This is a genomic window from Streptomyces sp. R35, assembly GCF_041053035.1.
GTDB lineage: Bacteria > Actinomycetota > Actinomycetes > Streptomycetales > Streptomycetaceae > Streptomyces > Streptomyces lutosisoli.
In genome coordinates, this window is the sequence record NZ_CP163440.1 from 6,286,225 (window position 1) to 6,309,771 (window position 23,547).

Genomic DNA, 23,547 nt, shown 5'->3' on the forward strand with positions numbered 1-23,547 from the left:
TGGTGGTCCAGGGCCATTACGTCGGCACACGTCCGACGGTGGTTGCTCATGGGTGGAACGTTGATTATTCGGCACCGTCAGTCATCTCGGGCTGTGAGTACTGTCCTTCGGGGCGTGGAAAGCTGATCATGAGTGGCGAGGGTGTCGGGCACGCTGTTGGGTGTCTGAAGGTACGGCCGATACGGCTGCCTTCAGTGCCGGCCCCAGTGAACTCCGGTGGTAACCGGGGGTGATGGGTGGTTGGTCGTTGTTTGAGAACTGCACAGTGGACGCGAGCATCTGTGGCCAAGTTTTTAAGGGCGCACGGTGGATGCCTTGGCACCAGGAACCGATGAAGGACGTGGGAGGCCACGATAGTCCCCGGGGAGCCGTCAACCAGGCTTTGATCCGGGGGTTTCCGAATGGGGAAACCCGGCAGTCGTCATGGGCTGTCACCCATACCTGAACACATAGGGTATGTGGAGGGAACGCGGGGAAGTGAAACATCTCAGTACCCGCAGGAAGAGAAAACAACCGTGATTCCGGGAGTAGTGGCGAGCGAAACTGGATGAGGCCAAACCATATGCGTGTGAGACCCGGCAGGGGTTGCGCATGTGGGGTTGTGGGATCTCTCTTTCACAGTCTGCCGGCTGTGAGGCGAGTCAGAAACCGTTGATGTAGGCGAAGGACATGCGAAAGGTCCGGCGTAGAGGGTAAGACCCCCGTAGTCGAAACATCAACGGCTCGTTTGAGAGACACCCAAGTAGCACGGGGCCCGAGAAATCCCGTGTGAATCTGGCGGGACCACCCGCTAAGCCTAAATATTCCCTGGTGACCGATAGCGGATAGTACCGTGAGGGAATGGTGAAAAGTACCGCGGGAGCGGAGTGAAATAGTACCTGAAACCGTGTGCCTACAAGCCGTGGGAGCGTCGGATATGTGCTTGCACATATCTCGTGACTGCGTGCCTTTTGAAGAATGAGCCTGCGAGTTTGCGGTGCGTTGCGAGGTTAACCCGTGTGGGGAAGCCGTAGCGAAAGCGAGTCCGAATAGGGCGATTCAGTAGCGCGCTCAAGACCCGAAGCGGAGTGATCTAGCCATGGGCAGGTTGAAGCGGCTGTAAGAGGTCGTGGAGGACCGAACCCACCAGGGTTGAAAACCTGGGGGATGACCTGTGGTTAGGGGTGAAAGGCCAATCAAACTCCGTGATAGCTGGTTCTCCCCGAAATGCATTTAGGTGCAGCGTCGTGTGTTTCTTGCCGGAGGTAGAGCACTGGATAGGCGATGGGCCCTACCGGGTTACTGACCTTAGCCAAACTCCGAATGCCGGTAAGTGAGAGCGCGGCAGTGAGACTGTGGGGGATAAGCTCCATGGTCGAGAGGGAAACAGCCCAGAGCATCGACTAAGGCCCCTAAGCGTACGCTAAGTGGGAAAGGATGTGGAGTCGCACAGACAACCAGGAGGTTGGCTTAGAAGCAGCCACCCTTGAAAGAGTGCGTAATAGCTCACTGGTCTAGTGATTCCGCGCCGACAATGTAGCGGGGCTCAAGCGTACCGCCGAAGTCGTGTCATTGCAGCAATAGGGCCAACGCCCGCTGTGATGGGTAGGGGAGCGTCGTGTGCGGGGTGAAGCCGCGCCGGAAGGCAGTGGTGGACGGTTCACGAGTGAGAATGCAGGCATGAGTAGCGATACACACGTGAGAAACGTGTGCGCCGATTGACTAAGGGTTCCTGGGTCAAGCTGATCTGCCCAGGGTAAGTCGGGACCTAAGGCGAGGCCGACAGGCGTAGTCGATGGATAACCGGTTGATATTCCGGTACCCGCTGTGAAGCGTCAAACATTGAACCAGGCGATGCTAAGTCCGTGAAGCCGCCCCGGAGCCTTCGGGCAAAGGGGAGTGGTGGAGCCGACGGACCAGACCTGCAGTAGGTGAGTGATGGGGTGACGCAGGAAGGTAGTCCATCCCGGGCGGTGGTTGTCCCGGGGTAAGGGTGTAGGCCGTGCGATAGGCAAATCCGTCGCACATGAGGCTGAGACCTGATGCCGAGCCGATTGTGGTGAAGTGGATGATCCTATGCTGTCGAGAAAAGCCTCTAGCGAGTTTCATGGCGGCCCGTACCCTAAACCGACTCAGGTGGTCAGGTAGAGAATACCGAGGCGTTCGGGTGAACTATGGTTAAGGAACTCGGCAAAATGCCCCCGTAACTTCGGGAGAAGGGGGGCCATCACCGGTGAGAGGACTTGCTCCTTGAGCTGGGGGTGGCCGCAGAGACCAGCGAGAAGCGACTGTTTACTAAAAACACAGGTCCGTGCGAAGCCGTAAGGCGATGTATACGGACTGACGCCTGCCCGGTGCTGGAACGTTAAGGGGACCGGTTAGTCACTCTTCGGGGTGGCGAAGCTGAGAACTTAAGCGCCAGTAAACGGCGGTGGTAACTATAACCATCCTAAGGTAGCGAAATTCCTTGTCGGGTAAGTTCCGACCTGCACGAATGGCGTAACGACTTCTCGACTGTCTCAACCATAGGCCCGGTGAAATTGCACTACGAGTAAAGATGCTCGTTTCGCGCAGCAGGACGGAAAGACCCCGGGACCTTTACTACAGTTTGATATTGGTGTTCGGTTCGGCTTGTGTAGGATAGCTGGGAGACTTTGAAGCAGGCACGCCAGTGTTTGTGGAGTCGTCGTTGAAATACCAGTCTGGTCGTGCTGGATGTCTAACCTGGGTCCGTGATCCGGATCAGGGACAGTGTCTGATGGGTAGTTTAACTGGGGCGGTTGCCTCCTAAAGAGTAACGGAGGCGCCCAAAGGTTCCCTCAGCCTGGTTGGTAATCAGGTGTTGAGTGTAAGTGCACAAGGGAGCTTGACTGTGAGACCGACGGGTCGAGCAGGGACGAAAGTCGGGACTAGTGATCCGGCGGTGGCTTGTGGAAGCGCCGTCGCTCAACGGATAAAAGGTACCCCGGGGATAACAGGCTGATCTTCCCCAAGAGTCCATATCGACGGGATGGTTTGGCACCTCGATGTCGGCTCGTCGCATCCTGGGGCTGGAGTCGGTCCCAAGGGTTGGGCTGTTCGCCCATTAAAGCGGTACGCGAGCTGGGTTTAGAACGTCGTGAGACAGTTCGGTCCCTATCCGCTGTGCGCGTAGGAATATTGAGAAGGGCTGTCCCTAGTACGAGAGGACCGGGACGGACGAACCTCTGGTGTGCCAGTTGTCCTGCCAAGGGCATGGCTGGTTGGCTACGTTCGGGAGGGATAACCGCTGAAAGCATCTAAGCGGGAAGCCTGCTTCGAGATGAGTATTCCCACCTCCTTGAGAGGGTAAGGCTCCCAGTAGACGACTGGGTTGATAGGCCAGATCTGGAAGCCCGGTAACGGGTGGAGGTGACTGGTACTAATAGGCCGAGGGCTTGTCCTCAGTTGCTCGCGTCCACTGTGTTGGTTCTGAAACCACGAACAACCGTCGTAGCTATGCCACGGCTCCGGTTGACAGTTTCATAGTGTTTCGGTGGTCATAGCGTGAGGGAAACGCCCGGTTACATTCCGAACCCGGAAGCTAAGCCTCACAGCGCCGATGGTACTGCAGGGGGGACCCTGTGGGAGAGTAGGACGCCGCCGAACAAATTTTAGAGAAAACCCCCGTACCGGGAAAACGGTACGGGGGTTTTCTGCGTTTAGGGTCACTGCCTTTTAAAGTTGCAGCATGCGATACGACCTGGTGATCTTCGACAATGACGGCGTCCTTGTGGACAGCGAGCCGATCTCCAACACCATCCTGGCTGCCTATCTGACCGAACTCGGGCACCCGACCTCGTACGAGGAGTCCATCAGGGACTACATGGGGTCCGCCATGCACCGTATCCACGAACTCGTCGAGGAGCGCAGCGGCAGGCGGCTGCCGGACGACTTCGACGACACGTTCCATGGGCGGGTCTTCGCCGCCTTCGAGCGGGAGTTGGAGCCCGTTCCCGATGCCGTGCAGGTCCTTGAGAAGCTGGCTGCGGACGGGGTGCCGTACTGCGTGGCCTCCTCCGGGAGTCATGAGCGGATCCGGGTGGGGCACCGGAAGACCGGGCTCGACCGGTGGTTCGACGAGGGGCGCGTCTTCAGTTCGCAGGACGTGGGGCGGGGCAAGCCGGCGCCGGATCTGTTTCTGCACGCGGCCGAGCGGATGGGCGTACCGCCGGAGAAGTGTGTCGTTGTGGAGGACAGTCCGCTGGGGGTACAGGCGGCGAACTCCGCCGGGATGGACGTCTACGGGTTCACGGCCATGACGCCCGCCGCCAAGCTCGCCAGTGCCACTCAACTCTTCTCCGACATGGGGGAGTTGGCTGACCTGCTCGTATGACGGGGCCCATGGCCCGGCACTGACATTTGTCATGCCGAGCTCCGGACGATCGTTTCTGTTGGCGGGTGGGGTCCGACCGTGAAGCTGAGTACATCGAAACGGGACGTACACAGCGACGACGGAGGGACCCGATCATGAGCATCGCGGCCATCGAGACCAGCACCGAAGCGATCACCGCCGGGCCGACCATGGTCGAGTCGACCACGATCGAGTCGACCGTTGCCGCAAGCGCCGCGGACGTCGCCGCCCGGCCCAGCTTCCTGCCGCTGATCCTCGACGTGGCGGTGCCCGTCGGGTCGTACTACCTCCTGAAGAGCGGGTTCGGCATGAGCACCATGGCGGCGCTCGGCTGGAGCAGTGTGGTGCCGGCCGTGCGGACCGTGTGGAGCCTGGTGAAGGAGCGCAAGGCCAACGGGCTGGCCGGGCTCATCCTCTTCGTCAACATCGTGGGGCTGGCCCTCAGCCTCGTCGCCGGAGACCCGCGGCTGATGCTGGCCAAGGACAGCGGGGTCAGCAGCGCGATCGGCATCGGCATCCTGGTGTCGGTCCGGCTCGGGCGGCCGATGATGACGGCGGGTATGAAGCCGTTCCTCATCAAGGGTGACGCTGCCAAGAGCGTCGCGTGGGACCGGCTGGTCGCCGCCTCCCCGCGGTTCCGGAAGGCCGAGCGGACCTTCTCCCTCGTCTGGGGTGTGGCGCTGCTCGGCGAGTGCGTCCTGCGTGCGGTGGGCGCGTACACGCTGCCGATCGACACCATGGTCTGGCTCGGCACGGTCGTCATGGTCGCTGCGATCGTGCTGGCCATGCTGGTCAGCGGGCGGCTGGCCGTCGTCCCGATGGAGAAGATGCTGGAGGCCGAACTCGCCGAGCAGGCCGCCGAACAGGCCCGGTAAGGGCTCAGCCACTGAGCCGCCCACAGTCCCTCCGAAGTACTTCCGAAGTACCTCCGAAGTCCAACCGCGGCCCCTCCGTAGCCAATCCGCAGTCCAGCCACACCGATCAACCGCAGAGCTGAGAGAAATTCATCTTCGGCTTGATCTACCCACGGGTAAGCCGGGGCCCTACGCTCGCCGCCATGACAGATGTGCTGCGGCGCGGTAGGGCCTCTTTGGCGTTCAGCTTCTTTGCTCAGGGCGCCACCTTCGCGCTGCTCGTGACGCGCATTCCGGCCATCCAGGACCGGTACGGGGTCTCGGACGGGCTGCTGCCCGCCTTCCTGGCCGCCGTGCCGATCCTCGCCGGGGTCGGGAGCGTGACGACCGAGCACCTGGTCAAGCGAATACGGCCCAGCGTGTTGCTGCGCTGGTCCCAGCCCGTTGTGCTCCTGGCGCTGCTCGGGGTCGGGGCGGGGGACCAACTGGTCGAACTGGCCGTCGCCCTCGGCGCCTTCGGGCTCGCGGTCGGCGCGCTCGACGCCTCGATGAACATGCTCGGAGTGAGCCTGCAACGGACGTACGGGCGCAGCATCATGCTCGGCTTCCACGCGGCGTACAGCCTCGGCGGGATCGTGGGCGCCTCCCTCGCGTGGGCGGGGGCGCACTGGCATCTCTCGCTCCTCGGGTCGTATCTGCCGGTCGTGCTGGTGCTGCTGCCGGCGGCGTTCGTCGGGAGTCGGTGGTACGTCGACGGGGGCACCCCCGACGAGCAGCGCGATGCGGCCGAGGCCGGGCCTCTTGTCTTCAAGCTGCTGCTGCCGCTCTGTCTGGTGATGACGTTCGCGTACATCGGGGACTCGACCGTCTCCAACTGGAGCGCGAAGTATCTGCAGGACGTGCTGGGCAGTTCGGAGCAGCTGGCGACCGTTCCGTACAACGTCTACATGGTGATGACCCTGGTGGGGCGGGCTGCCGGAGACTTCGGGGTGCGGCGGTTCGGGGCGGTGGCCGTCGTACGGCTGGGGGCGGTCGTCGCGGCGCTCGGGTTCGCGGTGGTGGCGGTGGCGCCCGGGGCGTGGGTGGGGATGCTCGGGTTCACGCTGCTGGGCCTCGGCCTGTGTGTGATCGTGCCGCAGACTTTCGCGGCGGCGGGGCGGCTCTTCCCGGGTTCGTCCGACACGGCGATCGCGCGGCTCAACATCTTCAACTACGTCGGGTTCTTGATCGGTTCGCCGCTGGTGGGGGCGCTGGGGGATGCCTGGAGCTACCGCGGCGCCATGCTCGTACCGATGGTTCTGGTCCTGGTGACCTTGGGGTATGCCCGGTCGTTCGCTCCTGAACCGGACCGATACGGTGACGGGCATGAGCGGCCGCGCACAGCTGATGTGGGACGAGGCAGTAACGGGCTATGACTTCGGTCCGGATCACCCGATGGATCCGGTCCGGCTGGCGTTGACGAGGAAGCTCGTCGACGCCTTCGGGCTCGACCGTGAGGTCGACGTGGTCTCGGCGAAGCCCGCCGGGGAGTCGACGCTTCGGCTCGTGCACCGCGAGGACTATGTCGAGGCGGTCAAGGCCGCCTCCGTGGATCCTGACGCTGCCGACACCTCGTACGGGCTCGGGACCATGGACGATCCCGCCTTCGCCGGGATGCACGAGGTGTCCGCGATGATCGCCGGGCAGTCGGTGGGCGCCGCCGAGGCGGTGTGGCGCGGGGACGCGCTGCACGCCGTGAACTTCGCGGGCGGGCTGCACCACGCGATGCCGGGCGGGGCCTCCGGGTTCTGCATCTACAACGATGCCTCGCTGGCGATTGCGCGGCTGCTGGAGCTGGGGGCCGAGCGGGTCGCGTATGTGGATGTGGACGTCCACCACGGGGACGGGGTCCAGGCGGCGTTCTGGGAGGATCCGCGGGTCCTGACGATCTCGCTGCACGAGCATCCGCGGACGCTGTTCCCGCAGACGGGGTGGCCGGAGGAGACGGGCGCCGACTCGGCCGAGGGCTCCGCCGTCAATGTCGCCCTGCCGGCGGGGACGGGGGACGCGGGGTGGCTGCGGGCCTTCCACTCCGTGGTGCCCGAGCTCATCGCCGACTTCCGGCCGCAGGTGCTGGTCACCCAGCACGGGGCCGACACCCATTTCGAGGATCCACTGGCGCATCTCGCCGTGTCGCTCGACGCGCAGCGGGCTGTGCAGGTCGCTTGTCACGACCTGGCGCACGAGTACGCCGACGGGCGGTGGGTCGCGCTGGGCGGGGGTGGGTACGCGGTGGTGGACGTCGTGCCGCGGTCGTGGACGCATCTCGTGGCCATTGCGGCGGGGCGGCCCATTGAGCCCGAGACGGTGATTCCTGAGAGCTGGCGGCAGGATGTGTTTGCTCGTACGCGGCAGTTGGCGCCGGTGCGGATGACTGATGGGCGGTGGCCTGTGTCCTGGAAGGGGTGGGAGTCCGGGTACGACCCTGCGGACCGGATCGACCAGGCGGTGTTGGCTACGCGGCGGGCCGTGTTTCCACTGCGGGGGCTGTTGGCGTAGGGGTTCTTCGCCCCCGCCGCCCCTACCCGTCCCATCCCGTTCCTGGGGGCTGCGCCCCCAGACCCCCCTAAAAGATTGCGCCGTTCCCCGCGCCCCTTAAACGGTCGACTGCGGGACGGTGGGGGCTGGGCGCGCAGTTCCCCGCGCCCCTAAAAGCACGACCCCGCACCCGGTACGGCGGTGCACCCGGCGCGGCCCCGACCCCCAACGCCGACCCCCCCCGCACCCACTACGCCAACTGTGCGGCCTTTTCGGGATTTTCAGGGTGAACACCCGGCAAATGCGTCAGCATCGCTGACGTGTTGAGCACCGGAGCATTGCGTGCACACCTGTTGGCCGCCCGGTTGGCCGGGCCCGTGGCCACCTCGCGCGAGGAGAGTCTGCGCAGTTATCGGCTGTTCGCCGCCCGCGATCCGCGTGTGCTGCTCGGGCTCGATCCCGAATGGACTTGGCAGCAGCGGGACTTGATCGAGTTGATGGCGGACAAGTGCGGGGTTTCGGCCGATCCGATGCACACGAGTGGGCATGATGTGATCGACCCTGAGCGGACCCTGGCGGCTCTCGACGCCTTCGCGGAACGGATCGGGGCGGCGGCCCGCAACCGTGACTCTGTGCTCCTCGGCACCGGCCACCCGCACCGACTGATCGGTTTCTACGCCGCCCTCGCGGACGCCCTGTCGGCGGCGGGGTGTACCGTCCTCACCCCCGCGAGGGGTAGCTGTGTCGACATAACGACCCGGTTCGGTCTACGCACGTACAACCTTGACTACGTACAAGGTGTCGCGCTGGTGCGCGAACCCGGCGTGCAGCCCACCGGTAGTGCGACCGGCGCACACACCCACTCACCCCTCCCGGTTCGGACCGCTCTGGCCGCCGCCGCGGAGTCCGGCGGACCGCTCCCGGAGCTTGTCATCGGAGACCACGGATGGGTCTGCGGAGCAGGTCAGCTGGGGTTCGAGGCGATGGGGCTGGCCGATACGGACGATCCTGCGCTCTTCGTCGGAGAGGCAGAGGGGCGGGTGTCCGTCGTCGTTCCGCTTGATGACGCTGTGCGGTCTGATTACTACCGACCGCTTACTCGCTATGTACTCAATCGAGCGTGTCTGTCACAGTAGGCGGCCGATGCCATCCCCTCTTCCCCACTCGCATCACCCGCCCCTACATTGGGGAGTGAGCACGCAACGACGAAGAGTCACCGGAAGGGGAAGCCGGTGGCCGTCGAGTGCGGAAGGTTCAGGTGTGTCATGGCTGCAGCTGGCGAGAGGCCTCTGAACGAGGTTCAGTTCCTTACCGTGGCGGAAGTCGCCTCGGTGATGCGAGTGTCGAAGATGACCGTGTACCGCTTGGTGCACAGCGGTCATCTGCCGGCGATCCGGGTGGGGAGGTCCTTCCGGGTGCCGGAGCAAGCGGTTCACGAGTACCTCCGCGAGAGCTATGTGGGGGTGGAGACAGCCTGACGGTGTTCCGGGAGACCGTCCAAGATCTCCCGGAACTCCCGTCCAACATCTCCGGAACTACCGTCCAAGATCTCCCAGAACTACACGATTGCCCCTCGATTACGACCTCGGCGCTCGGACGGGTAGGCTGGCCCCTCATAGGTCGTGTGGGCCCATGCAGCCCAGCACCGAGTAAAGAGAAGTGAGCGAGGGTAGTCGTGGGCTCTGTTATCAAGAAGCGGCGCAAGCGGATGGCGAAGAAGAAGCACCGCAAGCTGCTCAAGCGCACTCGCGTTCAGCGTCGCAACAAGAAGTAAGCGGCGCCGCAACTGCGCGTACTGTGGCCCCCCACCGGCTGGTGGGGGGCCACAGTCATATCCGGCCACGCAAAGGTTGTGCGTACGCCTGTAGGCCGAATGGCTTGGTCTGATCGTACGTCTGTGGCTGTCGTCACTTCGTGCATCGGGAGGTCATCACAGCGCAACATCAACCCGCTAAGTTGGGCGGCACACGGGGAACGCGGCAGGGTACGAGCAGAGCTACGTCCATTTCTGGAAGGAAGGCGCTGATCTTGGGGAAGGTCGTGCTCGTGACCGGAGTGGCCCGACAGCTGGGGGGCCGGTTCGTACGACGGATCCAGCGTGACCCGCAAGTGGACCGGGTGGTCGCCGTGGACGCGGTTCCGCCCGAGCACCATCTGGGCGGCGCCGACTTCGTGCAGGCCGACATCCGGCAGCCCACCATCGCGCGGGTGCTCGCCGAGCACTCCGTCGACACGGTCGTGCACATGGACGTGACGGGCACCGCCCTGGGCAGCGGCAGCCGGACCATGGTCAAGGAGACCAACGTCATCGGCACCATGCAGCTCCTGGGTGCCTGCCAGAAGTCCCCGACCGTCAAGCGGCTCGTCGTGAAGTCCAGTACGAACGTCTACGGGTCCGCGCCCCGCGACCCCGCCGTCTTCACCGAGACCACCCCGCCCAAATCGCTGCCCAGCGGCGGCTTCGCGAAGGACACGGTCGAGGTCGAGGGGTATGTGCGAGGGTTCGCGCGCCGGCGGCCCGATGTCGCCGTGTGTGTGCTGCGGTTCGCGAACATCCTCGGCCCGAGCGCGGACTCGCCGCTCGCCTCGTACTTCTCGCTGCCCATGCTGCCCACTGTGTTCGGCTACGACCCGCGGCTGCAGTTCGCGCACGAGGACGACGTCATCGAGGTGCTGCGGCTCGCCTCGCACGACCCGGAGCGCGGGACGCTCAACAGCGGCACGTTCAACATCGCCGGAGACGGCGTCCTGCTGCTCTCCCAGTGCGCGCGGCGCCTCGGCCGCCCCACGGTGCCGCTGCTGCTGCCCGCGCTCACCTGGGCGGGCACGGCGGTGCGTACGCTGGGCGTCACGGACTTCTCGCCGGAGCAGCTGCGGCTGCTCACGCACGGCAGGGTCGTATCGACGAACCAGATGCGCGAAACACTGGGCTACAAGCCCAAGTACACGACGGCGGAGACCTTCGCGGACTTCGCCCGAAGCCGGGGCCCCGGACTCCTGCCCCCGGAGGCCCTTGCGGGGGCCGTCGACCGGATCGCCGCGCTGCCCCTACTGGGCGGCGGCCACCCCCCGACGCAGAGCGCCAACTGAGGAGCGCATCAACGATGGCGGATGCCAAGGTCATTCCGTTCGACGACGACCGGTCCCGCGGAAGCGCCGTACAACGGCCGCCGCGGCGCCGGAGCGCGGGGAGCCGGCGCAAGGGCGAGCCCGTCGTGGTACGTGAGGTACAGCCCCTGCCCGGGCGGCTCCAGGCGCAGGATGATGTTCCTGTGACACGTGAGGAACAGCTGCCCCGGCAGCCGCAGGAGGGCAGCGGCCTGGAACGGCGCATCGCCGGCGGCCTGGCCTTCCTGCGCCGCCGGCTCACGGGCGACTACGAGATCGACGACTTCGGGTACGACGCCGAGCTCACCGACCAGGTCCTGATGTCCCTGATCCGCCCGCTGTACGAGAAGTACTTCCGGGTCGAGGTGAAGGGCATCGAGAACATCCCGTCGGAGGGCGGCGCCCTGATCGTCGCCAACCACTCGGGCACCCTCCCGCTGGACGGCCTGATGATGCAGGTCGCCGTGCACGACAACCACCCCGCGAACCGCCATCTGCGCCTCCTCGCGGCCGACCTGGTCTTCATGCTGCCGGTCGTCAACGAGCTGGCCCGCAAGGCCGGTCACACCCTCGCCTGCGCCGAGGACGCCGAACGGCTTCTGGAGCGCGGCGAGCTGGTCGGCGTGATGCCGGAGGGCTTCAAGGGCATCGGCAAGCCGTTCAGCGAGCGCTACAAGCTCCAGCGCTTCGGCCGCGGCGGTTTCGTCTCGACGGCCCTGCGCCAGGGGACCCCGATCATTCCGTGCTCGATCGTCGGCGCGGAGGAGATCTATCCGATGATCGGCAACGCGAAGACCTTCGCACGGCTGCTGGGCTTCCCGTACTTCCCGATCACGCCGACCTTCCCGTGGCTGGGCCCGCTGGGCGCGATCCCGCTCCCCACCAAGTGGACGATCCAGTTCGGCGAGCCGATCCGCACGGACGGCTATCCGCCGGAGGCGGCCGAGGACCCGATGCTGATGTTCAACCTGACGGACCAGGTCAGGGAACAGATCCAGCACACGCTGTACAAGCTGCTGGTGCAGCGCAGGTCGGTGTTCTTCTAGGCGGGTCGGTGTTCTCCGGCAGCGTGTATGAGTCTCATGCCGGTACGCGTCTGGGGGCGCCCTTTCTGAGAAGGGCGCCCCCAGACGCGTATGCGGGTCTCTTACTCGCTGTCCTCGCTGTCCTCTACTTGGTGTCCTCGCTGTCGATGCCCAGGCCGGGCAGGAGGCCGGGCAGGAGGGGCGGCAGCGTGACGTCCGGTTCGCTGGTCGCGCTGGTCTTGCTGCTGGACGGGGACGTGCTGGCGCTGTCGTCGGGCGGGTCGAGGAGACCGCCCGTGTTGCCGCCGAGCAGGCCGTCGCTGCTGCTGCCCGAGCTGGAGGGCTTGGGGTTGCCGCTGCTGTGGCTTCCGTTGGAGGAGCCGCTGGTGGCGCTCGGTACCGGACTGTCCGTGCCGGACGAGCCGGTGGACTCCGCGCTGGCGCCCCGGTGTCGGCCGGTGCCCTGCTGGGAGGGCGGCTGCGGGAGCAGCGACTGCAGCGGGCCGACCTCGTCGTCTATGGCGTCGAAGACGGACGAGACCTGGTCACTGACGTCGCCGAGCTGCACCGGCAGCCTGTCGCGCAGCGCGCCCCAGGCCTCGCGGTGCGACTGGGAGAAGGCGGACAGGGCCTGGATGGGGCCCAGCGAGCCGTCCCGCTCATACGCCTCGTGCAGCAGGCGGTGGCCTTCCGAGGCGTCGTGCTGCATGCCTGACAGGGCGCGGCGGATCTCGCCCACCGACTCGTGGTCGAGGTGGCCCGAACGGCCGCGCTCCATCAGCCGGCGTGCCTCGCTCAGCCGTGTGGACGCCTGGTCGAGATAGAGCTCACCCCTGTCGCTGTCGCCGTGGGCCAGGCCCAGCTTGATGTCCTCCATGCCTCGCTTGAGCCCGTAGAGCGAGTCACCGGGCAGGGCGTCGGAGCTGGCGGCGGCCACGCCGCCGAAGGCTCCCGCGGCCACGCCGACGGTGAGCCCGCCCGCGGCGAGGCCCTTCGACAGCCGCGACCGTGGTCGCAGCTTCCCCAGCCCGCTCGCCCGGTGCGCGCCCTTGGCCCGATGGGACCGTTGCTCGGGCACCGAACGGTCCGAACCCTCGCCTCCGGCGGCGGTGCCCTCCAGCAGCATGGCCTCCATCGCGGCGACGAGCTGGGCTCGCTGCACGACTTTGACCTCGGGGTCCAGCTCCGGTTTGGGCAGCTCGCCGAGACCGGTGGCGAGGGCCAATAGCAGGCCCTGCTCGGTCTGTTCCGACGCAGCCTGGGACGGTGCCGATCCATCGGGCTGCTCGGCCGCCGTGCCCTGGTCGGACTGCTCCTCCAGGGCCAGGGCGAAGGCGTTCGCCCGCCGGTGTGCCGATACGTTCGCGATCACTGGCGGCACCTCCTCTCGTCATGACGGTCGACTCCCCAGGGGGTCCTGAGGGTTGCACGCCCTGACCACAACCACACGATCGAGTGATCGGCGATGGCCAGGGTGTGACCACAGGGAGCCTGTATCCCGCACAACGAGCGTCGCGGCACTTGGGTTACGGACGACGGATGATCGGACCGCGAAGTCAACGGACTTTTACGGAAGGTGAGTTGAACGTCGCTGAGCGTATGGAGTCGTGCGGGGACCGTGCGCGGTATGGACGTTTCTCAGCGGGGGTTCAGCGGGCGTCGTCCGGGAGGAGCCGGGCGAGGGTGCGCACGGCCCGGTACTGGAGGGTCTTGATGGCACCCTCGTTCTTGCCCATCACCCGGGCGGTCTCGGCGACGGAGAGCCCTTGGAGGAAGCGGAGCGTCACGCACTCCTGCTGCTGGGGATTGAGCCGCCGTACGGCATCCAGCAGTGCCGCGTTCGACAGGGACTCCAGGACGGAGTCCTCGGGGGAGCGCTCGACCTCGTTGGCGTCGAGCATCTCCCCGGTCGTCACCTCCAGCCGGAAGCGGCTGGACTTGAAGTGGTCCGCGACGAGATTGCGGGCGATGGTGACGAGCCAGGCGCCGAAGTCGCGGCCCTGCCAGGTGAAGGTTCCGATGCGGCGCAGGGCGCGCAGGAACGTCTCACTGGTGAGGTCCTCCGCGGTCGCTTTACCTCCCACCCGGTAGTAGATGTAGCGGTACACGGTGTCGCTGTACTGGTCGTAGAGACGTCCGAAGGCGTCGGCCTCGCCGGCCTGGGCGCGCTCCACGAGGTCCATCATCCGGGCGCTGTCACTGTCTGCGGCCGGGCGGCGTGCGGTGGTGGCCGAGCCCGAGCGGCCCCGTCTGCCGACCGCTGCGTTGCCGTCGGCCAGGGCGTAGCAGGGGCCGACGGGTGCGGGGACGGCGAAGGCGGGGACGGCGTACGCGGTGGGGACGAAGCCGCGCAGGCGGTCCAGGACCGTTGCGCGCAGCGTAGCCAGGCCCGAGGCGTCAACCCCGACGTGTGAGTACACGGGACTCCCAGAGGCAGAGCTTCCATCACGTTCAGTGCGGAACCGTTCACCCGTCGTAGCGACGGAGGGGTGCCGGTTTGCGTCTGAGGAGAATAACGCTTCGTACAGGCAGCGCTACACCCAGTTGCTCAAATCATCGATTACGTCGCTTCTGTTACTGATCGACGCCTGTTCAAGTACCGCACAGTGACCGATTGTTGATCGGATTAGTCCGCGTTCCGTTTGAGTGCGGGGCGTGTTGTGGTCGTCTGCGGTGAACGGGACTGGCGGGGGCGTTGTGCGGGTAGGAGGGCGGGATTGGTTCTTCGCCCCCGCCGCCCCTACCCGTCCCATCCCCAGGGGCTCCGCCCCTTCGACCCCGTTCGGTTGTGTGTCGGGTGCGGTGGGTGGGGGCTGGTCGCGCAGTTCCCCGCGCCCCTAAAAGCAAAGGCCGGGGCTGCGCCCCGCGATAGGCCCAGGAACCGTTCGTCACGCGGACCCATCCGCAACCAGCGACGCACAGCCCAGCCGACAGCGCACGGAGCTCCACCCATCCCCAGCTGGCGACGCACGGCGGCCCCACCCACCCTCACCCCCCGGTACGGCGGTGCACCCGTCGTCGCACAGAAGGGGCCGTGCCGGTACGTCCAGCCCGTCGCTTACGGGGTTATGGGCAAGTTCATGCTGTGGCAGCAGGCAGTAATGCCCACCGGCGACGGGCTGGACGTACCGGCACGGCCCCGACCCGCAAACGACGAGCCGTAGAGGTCAGCGGCGGCGGCGGTGCAGGGCGATCGCGGCGGCCGTGCCGCCTGCCACCGCGCCGACGCCGGCGGCTGCCGGGATGCCGACCTTCGCTGCCTTGCGGGCGGTGCGGTAGTCGCGCAGGCGCCAGTCGCAGTTGCGGGCGTGCTTGCGGAGCTTGGTGTCGGGGTTGATGGCGTAGGGGTGGCCGACCAGCGAGAGCATGGGGATGTCGTTGTGGGAGTCGCTGTACGCCGCGCAGCGCGCGAGGTCCAGGCACTCCGCCGACGCCAGCGCGCGAACCGCCTCCGCCTTCGCCGGGCCGTGCAGCGGTTCACCGACCAGCTTGCCCGTGTAGACGCCGTCCACCGACTCCGCGACGGTGCCGAGCGCGCCCGTCAGGCCCAGTCGCCGCGCGATCACCGTGGCGATCTCGACGGGGGCCGCCGTGACCAGCCACACCTTCTGGCCCGCGTCCAGGTGCGCCTGGGCGAGGGCGCGCGTACCGGGCCAGATGCGCTCGGCCATGTACTCGTCGTAGATCTCCTCGCCGATGGACATCAGCTCCGAGACGCGGTGGCCCTTGACGATCGACAACGCCGAGTCGCGGGCCTCCTGCATGTGTTCCGGATCCTCGACGCCGGCCAGCCTGAACCACGCCTGCTGCCAGGCGAATCGGGCGAGATCGCGCGTCTCGAAGAACTTGCGCTTGTACAGGCCCCGGCCGAAGTGGAACAGGGCGGCGCCCTGCATCACGGTGTTGTCGAGGTCGAAGAACGCGGCGGCCTTGTCGTCGCCGAGCACCGGGAACTCCGGTTCCTCGGCGGAGACATCCGGCGCGAGCTCCGCAAGTTCCGCGAGTTCTGAGAGGTCCTCCAACTCCTGGGAGGACTTGCGCGCTGCCTCCGCCGAGGCCTCGCCTGCCAACACGCTCCGCGCGGTGGCGGAGCGCCTACGGGGAGTGAGCCATCCGAGAGCGGCCATGGCGTGAGCATAGCCAGTTTGTTCGGTGCTTCCGGAGTCGAGAGGATTCGGCGCTGTGAACTCTCCGCGACCGAGCCGTTAAAGAAGCGATCCCAACGGCGCGTCGGGCCGGTGCCGGAGTGGGCCAAGGGGGTTCCAGGGGGCGTCCGGGGCGCGAGAATGGCCGGTATGAGTCCCATGTTCCGGCGCGACGGGCGTCGTAAAGATCGTAAGGATCGTGCGGAGAAGCAGGACCCTGCCGAGCGGCTGGTCACGCTGATCAGAAAGCCGGGCTGTCATCTGTGTGATGACGCACAGGAAGTGATCGAGAAGGTGTGTGCCGATCTCGGTGTCCCCTGGGAGCGGAAGGACATCACCGAGGACGAGGAACTGCACCGCGAGTACTGGGAGCAGATCCCGGTCGTGCTGGTCGACGGCGCCCAGCACACGTTCTGGCGGGTGGACGAGCAACGCCTTCGCCGTGCGCTCACCGAGTGACCTGTCGTGACCATGCCTTTCCCCCTTGATCACCGCAACCATCAATCGAGAAACCACGATGATGAGCCACCAGCTCCGCGAGAGCGGCGCCGGTTCAGGCGCAAAGGAAGCCCGGAAAGTCGCCTAGGATCGACGGCGATTGGTCTCGGGGGCGGGATTCGTTGAGGAGTGTGTGCGGCTTTGCCCCCTTCAGGTGCGGAACGAAGCTGTCCGCGCGCCGGTTCCATACGGGCGCGCCGGGCCCGCGTGACCCCGGTCACGTTGGCCGGGCAAATCGGACACCATCTTTGTGCACGCGTTCACAAAGACATAGCCTGCTTTCGACGGGGCGGTCTGGGTACGTGTGACCGCCTACAGCCCCGCTCTACCCGCAGGAGCACCGTGGCAACTGGCCGAACTCACCGACCGGCGACCCGCAGCCGAGGGATTCCCGAGGCCACCGTCGCCCGTCTTCCGCTGTACCTCCGAGCGCTGACCGCACTGTCGGAGCGCTCGGTACCCACGGTCTCCTCCGAGGAGCTCGCGGCCGCGGCGGGGGTCAACTCCGCGAAGCTGCGCAAGGATTTCTCCTACCTCGGCTCCTACGGGACGCGCGGTGTGGGGTACGACGTCGAGTATCTCGTGTACCAGATCTCCCGCGAACTGGGCCTGACCCAGGACTGGCCGGTAGTGATCGTCGGTATCGGTAACCTCGGCGCCGCGCTGGCCAATTACGGAGGGTTCGCGTCCCGTGGTTTCCGGGTCGCCGCGCTGATCGACGCCGATCCGGAGATGGCCGGAAAGCAGGTCGCCGGGATCGCCGTGCAGCACAGCGACGGCCTGGAGAAGATCATCGACGAGAACGGCGTCTCCATCGGGGTCATCACCACCCCGCCGGGCGTCGCCCAGGCAGTCTGCGACCGGCTCGTCGCCGCCGGCGTCACCTCCATCCTCAACTTCGCGCCGACCGTCCTGTCCGTCCCGGACGGCGTCGACGTACGCAAGGTCGATCTCTCCATCGAGCTGCAGATCCTCGCCTTCCACGAGCAGCGCAAGGCCGGCGAGGAGGCCGAGGCCCAGGCCGGTGCCGCCGCCGTGGCCCAGGCCGCTCAGGACAGCAATGGCAAAGGGCCTGACGGGGACGTCCCCGCCGTGATGCCGGCATGAGTCTCCTCGTCGTCGGGCTGAGCCACCGCAGCGCTCCGGTCAGCGTCCTGGAGCGGGCCGCGCTGTCCGCGGACGCCCAGGTCAAGCTGCTCCAGGACACCCTCGCCGCCGAGCCGGCCACCGAGGCCTCGGTGCTCGCCACCTGCAACCGCATCGAGCTGTACGCCGACGTGGACAAGTTCCACGCGGGCGTCGCCGAGCTGTCCACGCTGCTCGCCCAGCACAGCGGGGTCGGGCTCGAAGAGCTCACCCCCTACCTTTACGTGCACTACGAGGACCGGGCGGTCCACCACCTCTTCTCGGTGGCCTGCGGCCTGGACTCGATGGTCGTGGGCGAGGGCCAGATCCTCGGCCAGATGAAGGACGCGCTCGCCACCGCGCAGGAGCTGCACACCGCGGGCCGGCTGCTGAACGACCTGTTCCAGCAGGCGCTGCGGGTCGGCAAGCGCGCCCACTCCGAGACCGGCATCGACCGCGCCGGACAGTCCCTGGTCACCTTCGGCCTGGAGCAGCTGTCGTCCGGCGCCCCCGTCGACACCTGGATCAAGGGCAAGAAGGCCCTGGTCATCGGCGCGGGCTCGATGTCCTCCCTGGCCGCCGCGACGCTCGCGCGCGCCGGGATCGCCGAGATCGTCATCGCCAACCGCACGCTCGACCGCGCGGAGCGCCTCGCACAGATCCTCACCGAGGGCGACGACACGGACGTGCTGGCCCGCGCGGTACCGATGGACTCGGTGCCGGTCGAGCTGACACGTGCCGACATCGCCGTCTCCTGCACCGGCGCCACGGGCCTGGTCCTGACGGCCGAGTCCGTCGCGGCCGCCGTGGAAGGACGTACGGGCACACCCGTGGTCGTACGGGACAGCCCGGCCGGTCCGGCGGGCCAGCTCGCTCCGGCCGGCGTCGGCACCGAGGACGGCTGCCCGCTCGACCTGTCCGCCGTGCAGGCCGCCACCGGCTTCTCCGTGATGGGCGAGGCCGCCGTGGCCGGCATGGACGCGGCCACCCTGGAGCAGCACGCGGCCTGGGTGGACAAGGGCACCGGAACCGTCGAGCGCCGCGACAGCCGTCGTACGCCCGACGCCGACGCCGAGCTGATCACCGCGCTGGCCGCGACCGCCGCCACCGTCGGCCGGGTCCCCGAGCGTCGCCGGCCCGAGCCGGTCGTCGAGGCCCCCCGGCCCGCGCCCGTGCTCGCGCTGCTGGACCTCGCGATGCCGCGTGACATCGACGCGGCCGTGCACCGGCTGCTCGGGGTGCGGCTCGTCGACATCGAGTCGCTCGCCGAAGCCTCCGCCGACGCGCCGATGGCCGCCGACGTGGACCAGGTGCGCAGGATCGTCTCCGACGAGGTCGCCGCATTCAGCGCCGCCCTGCGGGCCGCGCACATCACCCCCACCGTGGTCGCGCTGCGCACCATGGCCGCCGACCTCGTCGCGAACGAGATCGCACGGCTCGACGGGCGGCTGCCCGACCTCGATGACAAGCAGCGGGGCGAGATCACCCAGACCGTGCGGCGCGTAGTGGACAAGCTGCTGCACGCGCCGACCGTACGGGTCAAGCAACTGGCCGCCGAACCCGGCGGTGCCGGGTACGCGGACGCGCTGCGGACCCTGTTCGACCTGGACCCCGAGACGGTCGCCTCCGTGTCGCGGGCCGAGAACAACAACGAGAACGCCAAGAACCGAGGGCGAGCATGAATGAGCAGGCACTGAGGCTGGGGACCAGGCGCAGCAAACTAGCCATGGCCCAGTCCGGGCAGGTGGCGGATGCCGTGAGCCAGGTGACCGGACGGCCCGTCGAGCTCGTTGAGATCACGACGTACGGCGACACCTCCCGCGAGAACCTCGCACAGATCGGCGGCACGGGCGTCTTCGTCGCCGCGCTGCGTGAGGCGCTGCTGCGCGGCGAGGTCGACTTCGCCGTGCACTCCCTGAAGGATCTGCCGACCACGCAGCCCGACGACCTGGTGCTGGCCGCCGTGCCGGTGCGCGAGGACCCGCGCGACGTGCTCGTCGCCCGCGACGGACTCGCCTTCGCCGAGCTGCCCAACGGGGCACGCATCGGCACAGGTTCGCCGCGCCGCATGGCCCAGCTGAACGCGTACGCGCGCAGCCACGGCATGACGATCGAGACGGTCGCCATCCGTGGGAACGTCGACACCCGCATCGGGTACGTCCGCAACGGGGAGCTCGACGCCGTCGTGCTCGCCGCCGCCGGACTCAACCGGATCGGCCGAAGCGACGAGGTCACCGACTTCCTGTCGGTCGACACCGTTTTGCCCGCCCCCGGCCAGGGGGCCCTGGCGATCGAGTGTGCCGCGGACAACGCGGACCTCATCGCCGCGCTCGGAGAGCTCGACGACCCGTTCACCCGGGCCGCCGTGACCGCCGAGCGGTCCCTGCTCGCCGCCCTGGAGGCCGGCTGCAGCGCACCCGTGGGTGCGTTCGCCGACCTTCTGGCCGACGGGCAGATTGTCAAGGAGATGCGCCTGCGCGGCGTCGTCGGCACAACCGACGGCTCGACGCTGGTGCAGCTGTCCACCACCGGTCCCGTGCCCGAGACACATGACCAAGCAATGGCGCTCGGCCGTGAACTCGCCGCCGAGATGCTTGCCAAGGGCGCGGCCGGTCTGATGGGGGAGCGAGCACTTTGAGCCCCACCAACTTTCCCGCCGGTCCGGAACACGGGCACGTCACCTTCCTGGGTGCCGGACCCGGAGATCCAGGACTGCTGACACTGCGCGCCGTGGAGGCGCTGGCGAACGCGGATGTCCTCGTCGCCGAGCACGAGGTGCTCGACGTGGTCCGCGTGCATGCCAGACAAGGCGTCGCCGTCCTGAACACGGATCCGGACACTTCTTCGGACCCGTACTTGGGCACAGGCGCGCCTCAGCTAACGGTTGTTGACAGCGCGTCAACAACCGTTGGTGACCCCGCGTCGAGGGACGCTGCCAATCTTGTCATGGAGGCCGCGCGGGGCGGCAAGCGGGTCGTACGTGCGGTGTCCGGGGACCCCGGACTAGATACGTACGCCGCCGAGGAAATGCTCGCCTGCGCCGCCGCCGGTGTTCCGTTCGAGGTGGTGCCCGGTATCGCGGCCGCCGTCGGTGTGCCCGCGTACGCGGGTGTGCCGCTGCGCGACGCGCACGGCGCGGACGTACGGTTCGTCGACGCGCGGACGGCCTCCGACCGGTGCTGGACCGAGGTCGGGGCGTCCGATGGCACGGTGGTCGTTTCGGCGACGCTTGATTCCGTGGCAGCGGCCGCGGGTGAGCTGGTCGCGGCAGGGCGCAAGCCCGACACCCCGATGGCGGTGACGATCGCCGGTACGACGACACGTCAGCGCACCTGGTCGGCGACCCTGGGGACGATTGCCCAGACGCTGAAGCAGGCGAAGGTGCTGCCGTCCCCGGACGGCGGCCGGCCCGTGATAGCCGTGGTCGGTGAGCGTTCCGCAGCCGCCCAGCGCGACCAGCTGTCGTGGTTCGAGTCCAAGCCGCTGTTCGGCTGGAAGGTGCTCGTGCCGCGTACGAAGGAGCAGGCGGTGTCGCTCTCCGACCAACTGCGGTCGTACGGGGCCGTGCCGCACGAGGTGCCGACGATCGCCGTCGAACCGCCGCGCACGCCCCAGCAGATGGAGCGCGCGGTCAAGGGCCTGGTGACGGGCCGGTACGAGTGGATCGCGTTCACGTCCGTCAACGCGGTGAAGGCCGTGCGGGAGAAGTTCGAGGAGTACGGGCTCGATGCCCGGGCCTTCGCGGGCATCAAGGTGGCCGCGGTGGGGGAGCAGACGGCGAAGGCGCTCGTCGCCTTCGGTGTGAAGCCGGACCTGGTGCCGAGCGGTGAGCAGTCGGCCGCGGGTCTGCTGGAGGACTGGCCGCCGTACGACCCCGTCTTCGATCCGATCGACCGGGTGTTCCTGCCGCGGGCCGACATCGCCACGGAGACGCTGGTGGCCGGGCTCATCGAGCTGGGCTGGGAGGTCGACGACGTCACGGCGTACCGCACTGTGCGGGCCTCGCCGCCGCCGGCGGACACCCGTGAGGCGATCAAGGGGGGCGGGTTCGATGCCGTGCTCTTCACGTCGTCGTCGACCGTGCGGAACCTGGTGGGTATCGCCGGTAAGCCGCACAACGTGACGGTGATCGCGTGTATTGGTCCTGCCACGGCGAAGACTGCCGAGGAGCATGGGCTGCGGGTCGATGTCATGGCTCCGGAGCCGTCTGTGCACAAGCTGGCTGAGGCGTTGGCGGACTTCGGTCTCCAGCGGAGGGCTGCCGCCGTGGAGGCGGGGGATCCTGTGACTCGGCCGAGCGAGCGACGTCCGGGTTCACGGAGGCGCCGGACCACCTGACGCCGGTGGGGGCTGGGGTGGGTTTCCTCGCCCCCGCCGCCCCTACCCGTCCCATCCCTTCCTGGGGGCTGCGCCCCCAGACCCCCGCTGAAAAGATTGCGCAGTTCCCCGCGCCCCTTAAGGGGCGCGGGGAACTGCGCGACCAGCCCCCACCGGCCCGCGGCCGAACGAACCAGGGCGGGCGGGGGATCGCGGGGCGAAGCCCCGCGCCGTCAGGGGCGCGGGGAACTGCGCGAGCAACCCCCACCCACCCGCAGCCGACGAACAGGCCGGTCTTCAGGGGCGCGGGGAACTGCGCGACCAGCCCCCACCCACCCGCAGCCGACACTCAACCGGACCCGTTTCTGCCGACAGGGCGTCGGTATGGGTGGCTGTGGGGCGGGCGTAGCGTAGGGGGCATGACGAAGTACGGATCCTTCCCCGGTACGCGGCCGCGGCGGCTGCGTACGACGCCGGTGATGCGGCGCATGGTCGCCGAGACCCGCCTGCACCCCGCCGACTTCATCCTCCCCGCGTTCGTGCGGGAGGGCGTCAGCGAGCCGGTACCGATCGCGGCGATGCCCGGTGTCGTGCAGCACACCCGGGACAGTCTCAAGAAGGCTGCCGTGGAGGCGCTGGAGGCCGGGGTCTCCGGGATCATGCTGTTCGGCGTGCCGGAGGACGAGAAGAAGGACGCCTACGGGACGCCGGGGACGGATCCGGACGGGATTCTCCAGGTCGCCCTGCGCGATGTGCGCGCCGAGGTCGGCGACGAGCTGCTGGTGATGTCCGATCTGTGTCTCGACGAGACGACCGATCATGGGCATTGCGGGGTGCTGGATGCCGAAGGGCGTGTCGACAACGACGCCACCCTTGAGCGGTACGCCGAGATGGCTCAGGTCCAGGCCGACGCCGGCGCCCATGTCGTGGGGCCCAGCGGGATGATGGACGGGCAGATCGGGGTCGTCCGCGATGCCCTGGACCAGATCGGGCGCGAGGACGTGGCGATCCTCGCCTACACCGTCAAGTACTCGTCCGCGTTCTACGGTCCCTTCCGGGAGGCCGTCGGCTCCTCGCTGAAGGGCGACCGGAAGACGTACCAGCAGGACCCCGCCAACGTACGGGAGTCCATGCGGGAGTTGGCCCTCGATCTGGAGGAGGGGGCCGACATGGTGATGGTCAAGCCGGCGGGGCCCTACCTCGACGTCTTGGCGAAGGTCGCGGACGCGGTCGACGTGCCCGTTGCCGCGTACCAGATCTCCGGCGAGTACTCGATGATCGAGGCGGCGGCGGAGAAGGGCTGGATCGACCGCGACAAGGCCATCCTGGAGGCCCTGACCGGCATCAAGCGGGCCGGAGCGCAGAACATCCTCACCTACTGGGCCACCGAGGTCGCCCAGAAGCTACGCCTTCAGTAGTTCCCGTTCCACCAGCCTGCCGTCGGACGTCGACCGGGTCGGTCCCGCCGAGGACTTCGACGCGGAGGACGGCCCCTCGTCCCGCACGCCCTCTCCGTCGTCGCACGCCGTGAGGGCGAGCGCGGCGACCGCGACCGCCGTGGCGGCGAGGAGACGTATGCGGGCGGTGCGTGCGGACATGGGTGATCC

At 67.5% G+C, this 23,547-nt stretch carries 19 protein-coding genes and 2 rRNA genes; 17 read left to right on the forward strand and 4 right to left on the reverse strand.

Annotated elements, in window-relative coordinates:
• The first annotated feature begins 283 nt into the window (after nucleotides 1–283).
• The 11 genes from AB5J50_RS28570 (at nucleotide 284) to AB5J50_RS28620 (ending at nucleotide 11,876) form a co-directional block, all read left to right on the forward strand.
• A 23S ribosomal RNA gene (locus AB5J50_RS28570) occupies nucleotides 284–3,403 on the forward strand.
• Nucleotides 3,404–3,489: 86 nt separating this feature from the next.
• Nucleotides 3,490–3,606, forward strand: a 5S ribosomal RNA gene (rrf, locus tag AB5J50_RS28575).
• Between the two features lie 82 nt (nucleotides 3,607–3,688).
• Nucleotides 3,689–4,333, forward strand: a complete 645-nt coding sequence (locus AB5J50_RS28580; RefSeq protein WP_369261093.1) for an HAD family hydrolase — start codon at nucleotides 3,689–3,691, stop codon at nucleotides 4,331–4,333.
• A gap of 134 nt (nucleotides 4,334–4,467) precedes the next feature.
• Nucleotides 4,468–5,226: a VC0807 family protein gene (locus AB5J50_RS28585; protein ID WP_369261094.1), complete on the forward strand. Its 759-nt coding sequence runs from the start codon at nucleotides 4,468–4,470 to the stop codon at nucleotides 5,224–5,226.
• Nucleotides 5,227–5,408: 182 nt separating this feature from the next.
• Complete coding sequence (locus tag AB5J50_RS28590; protein ID WP_369261095.1) at nucleotides 5,409–6,620, forward strand: MFS transporter; 1,212 nt, start codon at nucleotides 5,409–5,411, stop codon at nucleotides 6,618–6,620.
• Nucleotides 6,571–7,743, forward strand: coding sequence for an acetoin utilization protein AcuC (locus tag AB5J50_RS28595; RefSeq protein ID WP_369261096.1), 1,173 nt, complete (start codon nucleotides 6,571–6,573; stop codon nucleotides 7,741–7,743). Before AB5J50_RS28590 ends, AB5J50_RS28595 begins: the two co-directional genes overlap by 50 nt.
• Before the next feature lie 299 nt (nucleotides 7,744–8,042).
• Nucleotides 8,043–8,858 (forward strand): phosphatase, encoded by an 816-nt coding sequence (locus tag AB5J50_RS28600; protein ID WP_327430669.1) that lies wholly within the window; start codon nucleotides 8,043–8,045, stop codon nucleotides 8,856–8,858.
• 129 nt (nucleotides 8,859–8,987) lie between these two features.
• Nucleotides 8,988–9,200 (forward strand): helix-turn-helix domain-containing protein, encoded by a 213-nt coding sequence (locus AB5J50_RS28605; protein ID WP_004984898.1) that lies wholly within the window; start codon nucleotides 8,988–8,990, stop codon nucleotides 9,198–9,200.
• A gap of 197 nt (nucleotides 9,201–9,397) precedes the next feature.
• Nucleotides 9,398–9,496 (forward strand): AURKAIP1/COX24 domain-containing protein, encoded by a 99-nt coding sequence (locus AB5J50_RS28610; protein WP_003948845.1) that lies wholly within the window; start codon nucleotides 9,398–9,400, stop codon nucleotides 9,494–9,496.
• A gap of 254 nt (nucleotides 9,497–9,750) precedes the next feature.
• Nucleotides 9,751–10,812 (forward strand): NAD-dependent epimerase/dehydratase family protein, encoded by a 1,062-nt coding sequence (locus AB5J50_RS28615; protein ID WP_369261097.1) that lies wholly within the window; start codon nucleotides 9,751–9,753, stop codon nucleotides 10,810–10,812.
• A 14-nt stretch (nucleotides 10,813–10,826) separates the two neighbouring features.
• Complete coding sequence (locus tag AB5J50_RS28620) at nucleotides 10,827–11,876, forward strand: lysophospholipid acyltransferase family protein (protein ID WP_327430671.1); 1,050 nt, start codon at nucleotides 10,827–10,829, stop codon at nucleotides 11,874–11,876.
• 124 nt (nucleotides 11,877–12,000) lie between these two features.
• On the opposite strand, the gene AB5J50_RS28625 is transcribed toward AB5J50_RS28620, so the two are convergent.
• The 3 genes from AB5J50_RS28625 to AB5J50_RS28635 all read right to left on the reverse strand — a co-directional run bounded on the left by AB5J50_RS28625 (nucleotide 12,001) and on the right by AB5J50_RS28635 (nucleotide 15,982).
• The gene (locus AB5J50_RS28625; RefSeq protein WP_369261098.1) at nucleotides 12,001–13,227 is read right to left on the reverse strand and encodes a DUF5667 domain-containing protein; all 1,227 of its coding nucleotides are present in this window, start codon (nucleotides 13,225–13,227) and stop codon (nucleotides 12,001–12,003) included.
• 277 nt (nucleotides 13,228–13,504) lie between these two features.
• On the reverse strand, nucleotides 13,505–14,275 hold the full coding sequence (locus AB5J50_RS28630; protein WP_327430673.1) for an ECF subfamily RNA polymerase sigma factor, BldN family: 771 nt from the start codon (nucleotides 14,273–14,275) through the stop codon (nucleotides 13,505–13,507).
• Nucleotides 14,276–15,022: 747 nt separating this feature from the next.
• Nucleotides 15,023–15,982 carry an HAD family hydrolase gene (locus AB5J50_RS28635; RefSeq protein ID WP_369261099.1) on the reverse strand — a complete coding sequence of 320 codons (960 nt, stop codon included), beginning with the start codon at nucleotides 15,980–15,982 and terminating at the stop codon, nucleotides 15,023–15,025.
• A 168-nt stretch (nucleotides 15,983–16,150) separates the two neighbouring features.
• Between AB5J50_RS28635 and AB5J50_RS28640 the strand changes: the two genes are divergently transcribed.
• From AB5J50_RS28640 to hemB, 6 genes are all read left to right on the forward strand, one after another.
• Nucleotides 16,151–16,459: a glutaredoxin family protein gene (locus AB5J50_RS28640; RefSeq protein ID WP_369261100.1), complete on the forward strand. Its 309-nt coding sequence runs from the start codon at nucleotides 16,151–16,153 to the stop codon at nucleotides 16,457–16,459.
• Between the two features lie 381 nt (nucleotides 16,460–16,840).
• Entirely contained in the window at nucleotides 16,841–17,605 is a 765-nt protein-coding gene (locus tag AB5J50_RS28645; protein WP_369261101.1) for a redox-sensing transcriptional repressor Rex, read from the forward strand.
• Entirely contained in the window at nucleotides 17,602–19,305 is a 1,704-nt protein-coding gene (locus AB5J50_RS28650; protein WP_369261102.1) for a glutamyl-tRNA reductase, read from the forward strand. Before AB5J50_RS28645 ends, AB5J50_RS28650 begins: the two co-directional genes overlap by 4 nt.
• Nucleotides 19,302–20,261, forward strand: coding sequence for a hydroxymethylbilane synthase (gene hemC, locus AB5J50_RS28655; protein ID WP_369261103.1), 960 nt, complete (start codon nucleotides 19,302–19,304; stop codon nucleotides 20,259–20,261). The genes AB5J50_RS28650 and hemC overlap by 4 nt, the downstream gene beginning before the upstream one ends.
• A complete protein-coding gene (locus AB5J50_RS28660) occupies nucleotides 20,258–21,961 on the forward strand; it encodes a uroporphyrinogen-III synthase (protein WP_369261104.1) in 1,704 nt (567 codons plus the stop codon). The genes hemC and AB5J50_RS28660 overlap by 4 nt, the downstream gene beginning before the upstream one ends.
• 398 nt (nucleotides 21,962–22,359) lie before the next feature.
• Complete coding sequence (gene hemB / locus AB5J50_RS28665) at nucleotides 22,360–23,358, forward strand: porphobilinogen synthase (protein ID WP_327430680.1); 999 nt, start codon at nucleotides 22,360–22,362, stop codon at nucleotides 23,356–23,358.
• Here the strand turns inward: hemB and AB5J50_RS28670 are convergent.
• The gene (locus AB5J50_RS28670) at nucleotides 23,344–23,538 is read right to left on the reverse strand and encodes a hypothetical protein (protein ID WP_369261105.1); all 195 of its coding nucleotides are present in this window, start codon (nucleotides 23,536–23,538) and stop codon (nucleotides 23,344–23,346) included. The genes hemB and AB5J50_RS28670 overlap by 15 nt on opposite strands.
• Nucleotides 23,539–23,547: the final 9 nt, after the last annotated feature.